Here is a 7,807-nt window from a genome sequence, read left to right as displayed (position 1 = left end):
AGTTACAGGCGGGTAAAGACCTGCAACTGAATGCTAACCGGGATATTCAGCTCTCCTCCAGCCAGAACAGTGAGCAGACCACTGGCAAAAACAGCCGCCACGGCAGCTCGCTGGGCGTGGGCCTGACAGCCGGACCGGGGGGCACCGGCCTGAACGTCTCAGCCAATGTCAGTCAGGGCAAAGGCCATGAAAATGGCAACAGTGTCAGTCACAATAACACCACGTTACAGGCAGGACAGACCGTCGAGCTGAACAGTGGCCGGGACACCACGCTCAAAGGGGCGCAGGTCAGCGGCGAACAGATGACTGCCGACGTGAAACGCCATCTGACATTAAGCAGCGAGCAGAACAGCCAGCGTTATGACAGTCAGCAACACAATGCCAGCGCGGGCGTCAATGCTACTGTGGGACCGAAGCCGGACGGCACATTAAGCCTGAATGCCAGCCGGAACAAACTGCACAGCAACTATGACAGCGTGCAGGAGCAGACCGGGCTGCTTGCCGGCAAAGGGGGCTATCAGGTTCACGTCGGGGACCACACCCAGCTGGACGGCGCGGTGATAGCCAGTACCGCCGACAAAGCCAAAAACACCCTGAACACCGGGACACTGGGCTTTAGCGATATTCAGAATCAGGCGGATTTTAAGGTTGAACAGCAGAGTGCGGGCGTCAGCGTCGGCAAACCGGCAGCCGGTCAACTGCTCAATAATTTGGCGGTCAATGCGCTGACGGGCTCGAATAAGCAGGGCCATGACGCCAGCACCACCCACGCCGCAGTCAGTGACGGCAACCTGATTATCCGGGATAAGGCGCACCAGACGCAGGATGTCGCGACCCTCAGCCGCGATACCGATAATGCCGCCAATGTCCTGAGTCCGATATTTGATAAGGAAAAAGAGCAGCAACGACTGAAACAGGCGCAACTGATAGGTGAACTCAGCGCCCAGATGACCGAGATAGCCAGGACGGAAGGGAAAATTATCGCCACCAAAGCGGCGAAAGCGAAACTGGACCATCTCAGTGAACAGGATATTGAAGCTGCCAAAGCCACCCTGGCGAAAACGGGTCACGCCGACCCGAGCATGGAGGACATTAAAAACCAAATCTACACCACCGCCTACACGCAGGCGCTGAATGACTCGGGCTTGGGGACAGGCGGCACCTATCAGAAAGCCTTACAGGCGGCCACGGCAGCGATTCAGGGCTTAGCGGGGAACAATCTGGGTCAAGCGCTGGCCGGGGGCGCTTCACCGTATCTGGCGGGCGTGATTAAAGAGCTGACCACTGACCCACAAACCCGTCAGGTAGATATCGCCACCAATACGCTGGCCCATGCGATTTTAGGCGCGGTGGCGGCGGAAGTGAGCGGTAATAATGCCCTGTCGGGTGCTGCGGGAGCGGCGTCGGGGGAACTGGCGGCGCAGGTCCTGATAAAACAGCTTTACGGTGACGAGGCTAAAGTCAGTCAATTAACGGAGGCACAGAAACAGACTATCAGCACCCTTTCCACCCTGGCGGCAGGGCTGGCAGGTGGGATTGCCGGTGATTCCAGTGCAAGTGCCCTCACCGGGGCCCAGGCCGGGGAAATAGTCACTGACAATAATGCTCTGGCAATACCGGTGACACCTCCTCCTGTAGCAGGTACAAATACCGGGGAAGCGGTAAACGAAGCAAACCAAACGATAGCTTCAGCTTTGGACAAAAAATTGAAGGAAATGGGAGAGTCTATAGATAAAGCCACCCAATGTTCTTTTGGCCGGGTATGTTCGTCAGATTATGTAGATGGTGAAAATCAACCCAATATATCAAAGGATCTGACAGATTCAGAGAAAGCCGAACTTGGTGGTTCAGGAACAGGAACACCGGGAGGGCATGATCCAGAAGATGAGCAGAATGCCAGAAATAACAATCATATTGGCAAATGGTCAGTTGATGAATTGTCAAATGGAGCGAAATATACAGATCCGGCCTCAAAAAAAGGCGATTTGACACTTGCTGGTCGCGCTCTACAAAAACATGGTAGTCGGCCAGGTAGCATTTTTCCAGAGGCTAAAGGAAACCCATCTACGATAAATGAACAGGGCCAAAAAATTGTAGATAGTATATTGAATGACCCGAACAAAACGGTGATTCAAAGTAATACAGGACGATACGGTCAAGTTACTGATGTTATATCTTCTAGTGGGCGTGGATTACGTTATGATGCTCAAGGTAGGCTTATAGGATTTTTGGAACCACCGAAATGACAAATAAATTAACAGCACAAATAGCGAGCTTGCCAGATCGAGAGAATGTTGTTTACGAGATCTTTTGGGGTACAGATCAAGTAGCAGAAGTCTCTAATGAACCTGAGCATGGCATGAGAATAGAGATCTTTTCTTGTCCGAATGGAGGAATATGGAACTTTGACTTTAGAGAATTCCGTGCTCTTGTAGAGCAAGTAGAAAAAAATATTATCTAAATATTTACCCCCCGGTTTGTAAAAACCGGGACTGTTTTTTTAGCCTACTCTGTCAACATCACAATGGCGGTAGTAAAGTTAAATGGTTGCTTACTGAGCAGACTGTTGTTCTCTAACCGCATCTGGGTAAAGTGGACTATTAGGCTGAAAAAGCGCGTCGGGGCATTATAGGCTGGATATCAAGCTGCACCGGGGAAAATCAGTGATAACTGATTAAATACATAGGAAAAAACTGGGTTCGGTACCAAATTTCACGACAGAGAAAGTTGTTATTGAGAATAATGCACTGAGCTTGCCAAAAGGCATGGCGGATTACGGTCGATCAGCATCCAGTCTGGCTACCGCGATGTTAAATGAAGGTAAATCCCCTCAAGAGATTTCAGCGGCATTGTCAAAACATGCCAAAGGTGATCACCCGGAAGGACAAGATCCAGTAAGAGGGTTGGTAACAGCATGGGGAGCGGGAATGTCCACAGTAGTGGCACCGGTACTGCTGCCATCGGGAGCAACGGTAGGCAGTATTTTTGCTGGAGGTCTAATTAGTGGAACGGCCAACATTAGTAATCAGCTTACAAATGGTTCTGTGAACGTTACTGATGCACTGATAGCCACGGGAACAGGGGCGGTAACGCAAGGCAAAGGGTTTTGGTTTACAGAAGTGGCGAGTATTACTGGTGCGTATGCAGGCGCTAAATTGCAAGGAAAAGATCCTTTGTCCCCTGTAATTGGTGCAGGTATTGGTAACGTGATAGGTGCAGGGACCGGTAAAGTAGTTACTGATAAATTTAAACCTGTCGCATCAGGAGCTGTTGCTGAAGTCATTGGTGCGGGTTCTGGTGCAATAAGCTCTGAAGTTGCGGGCAGTACAGTAGAAGATAAGTTAAACAAAAACTGGAGTAAGAAATGAAATCTACGATTGTTTTTCCATATTTATTGTTTTTTCTGACTTTATCCACTATTGCATCGTTATTTATTACAACCTTACTTATAAGATTTGTCATCGGCATGATTGCTTATTATCAATTTGGCGAAATAGACTTTAGTCTTAATGATGTTATATATGCTGTTAAAGTGGGTATTGCAGGAGGGATACCTTTAGGTATTGGAGCATCGATTTTAGCTAACCTAAAAAAAGCAAAGAGAAATTTCCCCCTTCCGGTTCTTAGCAAGTAAGAATTCTGGCCTTCTGACCAGGATTTTTGTGGATAATAACGGATTGGCGAATGTGCTGGCGGCGGCAAAAGCGAATAAAAAAGGCACGGTTGAGAAATGGCAACAGGACAAGCAGGCCGAAATCCAGAAAGCCTGTAGTAATACTCCACTCTCTTACCAGACCATGGTTGCCGCAGAAGGGAGTATATTGGCCTTGCCATTGTTATCGGGAGTCGCTGTAACAACGGGCCTGATTGGTGCCGGAGCCAATACAGGTATCCAATATTTTGCGAATGGCAGTGTCGACCCTAATGATGCTATTTTTGCGTACTGGACGGGGGTATTCACGGCCAATACTGGTCTGTAGGGCACTTAAATATACAGAAGTCAAAGGTGAGTTTGGGATATCGAAAGAGATGTCACCGAGTAAGATCCCTAGTGTTATTGATAATATAGGTTCATCTGTAGCAACTGAAATTACTAATGATCAGATTAGTAAAGGGTTAAAAAATTGGATGAGGATAAGAAGAAATGAAACTAAGTTTTTTTCTCCTTTTTCTACACTTATTCAGCTCAATTATTGTTAGTATGATCCTAACAGGATTAGTTTTGAAACTAATTATTGCCTTAATTTTCTTTTTCTTATCTGGAGATTTTGATTTTACTCAAGAAGATTTCTTACTTTGTTTAAAAGTAGGGGCTATGGGAGGGACTATTGGTGGTATAGGATGTTGGTTTATATACTACCGTGAGTACAACTCATGTAAATGAAATTAATATCCAGCCTTTGGATTGCTATTTGGAGAAATTTTATGAAATGTATTCAGTGTGAAAATCCGGCATTACATGAATCAGATTTTTGTGCCACATGTGAAGAGAAAGAGTTGAATGGAATCGGTGGGCTTCTCTATTTTCCAGCAATAAATATTATTATTACAATATTAACCTCTTTATTTAGCTCATATAAGACAATGATGCTCTTGATCTCTGGCTATGATTTTTTAGGTAAATTATGTGTTCTTATCGAATTTGAATTAATTTGTTTCGTGATTATTTTTGGGATTGCATTCTATACATCTATTCTTTTCTTTCGAAAAAAAGAAAAAACACCTTTATTTTACATTGTTCTTTTAGTTTTCACTTTATTATTTATAATCACCGACTTAATGTTGGGTTATTACGTATATGGGATAAAGCTGGATTATAATAATATTTCTCTACTTTTTAGAAATGTGTTTTGTGCATGCATATGGATACCTTACTTTATTGTATCTATTCGGGTTAAAAGGACATTTATAAGATAATTATTTGAAATAGGTTGTTTTTTAAATAATTTACAACCAATATTCATTCAAAAAATAAATTATCTTTGTAGAGAATAACGGATTGGCGAATGCAGGGCGAGATCTTATTTTGCGAAAAATATAATCCTGTCCTGAGTTTTTTATTTTCATAAATCATCCTCTTATATAAAATCTTTAATCTCTCTGTATGTTAACCTAAAGGTTTATCGGTTTTCTTTAATGGCAACAGGGTCCTTTAACGTACCTGGCGGATTCGATTAATATTATATTGATAATGCCCATGAAAATAATTTATATTGAAACAATATGTTTAGTGAAAATAATCAAAGATACTATCGCAACCCGCTACCAACGTCATGTTTAATGCCGGAATTAAAACAACTTTATCCGTATTATTCTCCAATAACGTAGTATTAAAGCCATAGAATCCCCATTTACGTTTTCCCGGATAATCAATCATTTTTTCAGGACTTAAATCCTGCCAAATTAACCATTTTTTATAGTATTAATTTTATCGCTTACTTCGTAAAATCCAGGTGAGAAAGCACTTAAGTATCATCTTTTTCAGATTATATTCTTTTGCTTACTGGTTTCTTTTCAACTTTCTATTAACGGTTAATGGGTTTCAATTAAATGCGGTTAACTGTTATTTTAAAAACTTTTACTTATAATTAAATCGCTTATTAAATAAAAGCAATAATATCTCTGTATTGGCGTTTTTAAAATGGTCATAGCAGTCTTAAATAAACGAGGGGTAAAATCACTGATAAATGCATTAAATATGACAGTGAATAGGTCGTTTTTAGTCACGCTGTACCTTTTAAAAATCTGGCATTAATGGAGTACCCTTTTGTACGATAAAAAGCTTTGGTGCGTTTGGACCAAAATATGAAGTAGGACAACTACTCCACTCGCTAGAGGATGGTGACTGGATGATTGAAGTGGTATTAGTAGAAACAGGTGAGAAAACCGAATACCGTCTGACCCACGCTAACAATGATCCTAAGGCAGCCTGAATGTACGCTCTTGCATTTGATTTAGTTGTCGCTGACACCGCCCCCCCCCCCCCAAAAAAAAGGGGTATCCCGAAATCGGTGCAACACTGGCCCTCAAATTCCAAAAACAGGTAACAATTCTCTTCAAAACGCCCACAGAAAAAACCCGGCATACGTTATATATGCCGGATTATCATACGAATACAGGATTGTTTAGGCTCTTTTAAGCCATTACTGAACTTCCCCGTCACAACCCTCTGCCAACGCCATATTTAAAGCCCGAACTAAAACGACTTTATCCGCATTATTCTCCAACAAACTAAAATGATTACCCGAAATTGGAATTAACCGCAACGAAGAATCAGGCAATATCTGCGCCCAACCTAACGACGGATCTCGATTTAAAGACTGTGGTCCGGCATCCATAATTTCAGCATCCACAACAACCGGAGCAGGTGGAGAAGGTTCCGTTGCATAGAACTGATGCAGCGTTATCGACAATATTTGCGGCTCATAGTCTCTGACTATTTGCGCATAATTTTCTATCTGCTCCCAACGTCTTGCGATTAAATCAGAACGCAGTTTCGGTGGCGTTATCTGCTGCTTGTAATAGTGAGGAGCAGGCGTGTCTATCAAACCGAGGAAATTGACCATCTCACCGGAATTCAACAGTTGCTGGGCAATGGCATAAGCCAATATGCCACCGGAAGAGTAACCGCATAGCCGATATGGGCCTTCCGGTTGAACTGCTTTCATAAAACTGATCATTCTTGCCGCCTGCTCTTCCATCGTCAACATCGGCTCTTCACTGATGGATGGCCAGGATAACGCATAAATCGGGTAGCCTGGCTGAATTTGCTGAGACAACCCGAAAACATAGGAATAATCACCCAGCCCGCTGGGCACAAAGAATAACGGCAGGCCGGTTCCACCCGATCGCACCGGTATTGCCCTGTTTCGCGGTTGAGACAGCGGCTCTGATGTCATTTTTGCAGCCAATTCAGCCAGCACAGGGAATTGAAACAGATCATTCAATGTGCAAACAAAGCCACAATTAGCCGCAAGATTTATCATCCGCATAGCGAACAGTGAATGACCACCCAGTGCGAAGAAATTGTCATACCGGCTGACCTGACCAATCGCCAGTAATTCACACCAAATAGCCGCCAATACGGTTTCCGTTTCTCCTTGTGGCGCTTCGTAAACCTGTCGGGCAAAAGCTTCATTGCCCGGAGCCGGTAGCGCACGACGATCCAACTTACCGTTCAGGGTCAGCGGGAAGACATCCAGACGCACAAACGCCACCGGCACCATATAATCTGGTAAAATCGCACTTAAATGAGTACGCAGACGATTAGCCAACCTGTCATCCGCTTCTGCCGCCACATAAGCCACCAGACGCTTATCCTGACCATCACCCAGCGCCAGCACAACGGCTTCACGCACCGCAGAGTGTTCTGTCAACCGGGCCTCAATTTCACCCGGTTCAATACGGAAGCCCCGGATTTTCACCTGCTGATCGTTACGGCCAATAAATTCCAAATTACCGTCCGGCAGGTAACGGGCCAAATCCCCGCTCCGGTACAGGTGGGCATCAGCTGTCTCACTAAAGGGATCTGTCAGAAAACGCTCCGCCGTTAATTCCGGGCGGTTGAGATAGCCTCGCGCTACCCCTACACCGCCGATATACAGCTCACCCACCGCCCCTAATGGCACGGGCTGGCCGTCAGTATTCAGCAGATAAACCGGTGTGTTAGCCGTTGGACGTCCGATCGCAATGACGCCATCGGTGTAGTCTGACGGGCAACGCCAAACAGCAGCACAAACCGTGATTTCTGTCGGACCATACGCGTTGAACACCGTTGCCCGGTGACTCAATGCCCGAAGCAGCGCGG

10 protein-coding genes are annotated in these 7,807 nt (G+C 45.1%); 8 read left to right on the top strand and 2 right to left on the bottom strand.

Going from position 1 to position 7,807, the window contains the following annotated elements; all coding sequences use genetic code 11:
* The 7 genes from C5471_RS22235 to C5471_RS22205 form a co-directional block, all read left to right on the top strand.
* The coding region (locus tag C5471_RS22235; protein WP_207627438.1) for a hemagglutinin repeat-containing protein at positions 1–2,246 on the top strand (2,246 nt) is incomplete at its 5' end.
* Positions 2,243–2,461, top strand: coding sequence for a hypothetical protein (locus C5471_RS22230; RefSeq protein ID WP_036774990.1), 219 nt, complete (start codon positions 2,243–2,245; stop codon positions 2,459–2,461). The genes C5471_RS22235 and C5471_RS22230, both read left to right, overlap by 4 nt.
* 304 nt (positions 2,462–2,765) lie before the next feature.
* On the top strand, positions 2,766–3,368 hold the full coding sequence (locus tag C5471_RS22225) for a hypothetical protein (RefSeq protein WP_242688825.1): 603 nt from the start codon (positions 2,766–2,768) through the stop codon (positions 3,366–3,368).
* Positions 3,365–3,634, top strand: coding sequence for a hypothetical protein (locus tag C5471_RS22220; protein ID WP_133815160.1), 270 nt, complete (start codon positions 3,365–3,367; stop codon positions 3,632–3,634). The genes C5471_RS22225 and C5471_RS22220 overlap by 4 nt, the downstream gene beginning before the upstream one ends.
* Positions 3,635–3,662: 28 nt before the next feature.
* A complete protein-coding gene (locus tag C5471_RS22215) occupies positions 3,663–3,980 on the top strand; it encodes a hypothetical protein (RefSeq protein ID WP_242688823.1) in 318 nt (105 codons plus the stop codon).
* A gap of 164 nt (positions 3,981–4,144) precedes the next feature.
* On the top strand, positions 4,145–4,384 hold the full coding sequence (locus C5471_RS22210; RefSeq protein ID WP_166296442.1) for a hypothetical protein: 240 nt from the start codon (positions 4,145–4,147) through the stop codon (positions 4,382–4,384).
* Between the two features lie 41 nt (positions 4,385–4,425).
* Positions 4,426–4,917, top strand: a complete 492-nt coding sequence (locus tag C5471_RS22205) for a DUF2569 domain-containing protein (RefSeq protein ID WP_166296451.1) — start codon at positions 4,426–4,428, stop codon at positions 4,915–4,917.
* Between the two features lie 310 nt (positions 4,918–5,227).
* Here the strand turns inward: C5471_RS22205 and C5471_RS22200 are convergent, their stop codons facing one another.
* Positions 5,228–5,377, bottom strand: coding sequence for a hypothetical protein (locus C5471_RS22200; RefSeq protein WP_166296448.1), 150 nt, complete (start codon positions 5,375–5,377; stop codon positions 5,228–5,230).
* A 373-nt stretch (positions 5,378–5,750) separates the two neighbouring features.
* Here C5471_RS22200 and C5471_RS25420 point away from each other — a divergent pair, with 373 nt between their 5' ends.
* Positions 5,751–5,933 carry a DUF5397 family protein gene (locus C5471_RS25420; protein WP_133815384.1) on the top strand — a complete coding sequence of 61 codons (183 nt, stop codon included), beginning with the start codon at positions 5,751–5,753 and terminating at the stop codon, positions 5,931–5,933.
* 210 nt (positions 5,934–6,143) lie between these two features.
* On the opposite strand, the gene C5471_RS22190 is transcribed toward C5471_RS25420, so the two are convergent.
* Positions 6,144–7,807, bottom strand: a 1,664-nt coding sequence (locus tag C5471_RS22190) for a thioesterase domain-containing protein (RefSeq protein WP_166296445.1), incomplete at its 5' end; no start/stop codon positions are given.

This window comes from Photorhabdus tasmaniensis, assembly GCF_011189505.1.
Classification (GTDB): Bacteria; Pseudomonadota; Gammaproteobacteria; order Enterobacterales; family Enterobacteriaceae; genus Photorhabdus; species Photorhabdus tasmaniensis.
The sequence above is the reverse complement of the archived record's forward strand: the minus strand, read 5'-3'. Positions and strand labels throughout refer to the sequence as shown.

Coding starts and splice junctions, on each gene's coding strand:
- C5471_RS22225 (WP_242688825.1), top strand. CDS start 2,766: ATGGCGGATTACGGTCGATCAGCATCCAGTCTGGCTACCGCGATGTTA.
- C5471_RS22220 (WP_133815160.1), top strand. CDS start 3,365: ATGAAATCTACGATTGTTTTTCCATATTTATTGTTTTTTCTGACTTTA.
- C5471_RS22200 (WP_166296448.1), bottom strand. CDS start 5,377: ATGATTGATTATCCGGGAAAACGTAAATGGGGATTCTATGGCTTTAAT.
- C5471_RS22210 (WP_166296442.1), top strand. CDS start 4,145: ATGAAACTAAGTTTTTTTCTCCTTTTTCTACACTTATTCAGCTCAATT.
- C5471_RS22230 (WP_036774990.1), top strand. CDS start 2,243: ATGACAAATAAATTAACAGCACAAATAGCGAGCTTGCCAGATCGAGAG.
- C5471_RS22205 (WP_166296451.1), top strand. CDS start 4,426: ATGAAATGTATTCAGTGTGAAAATCCGGCATTACATGAATCAGATTTT.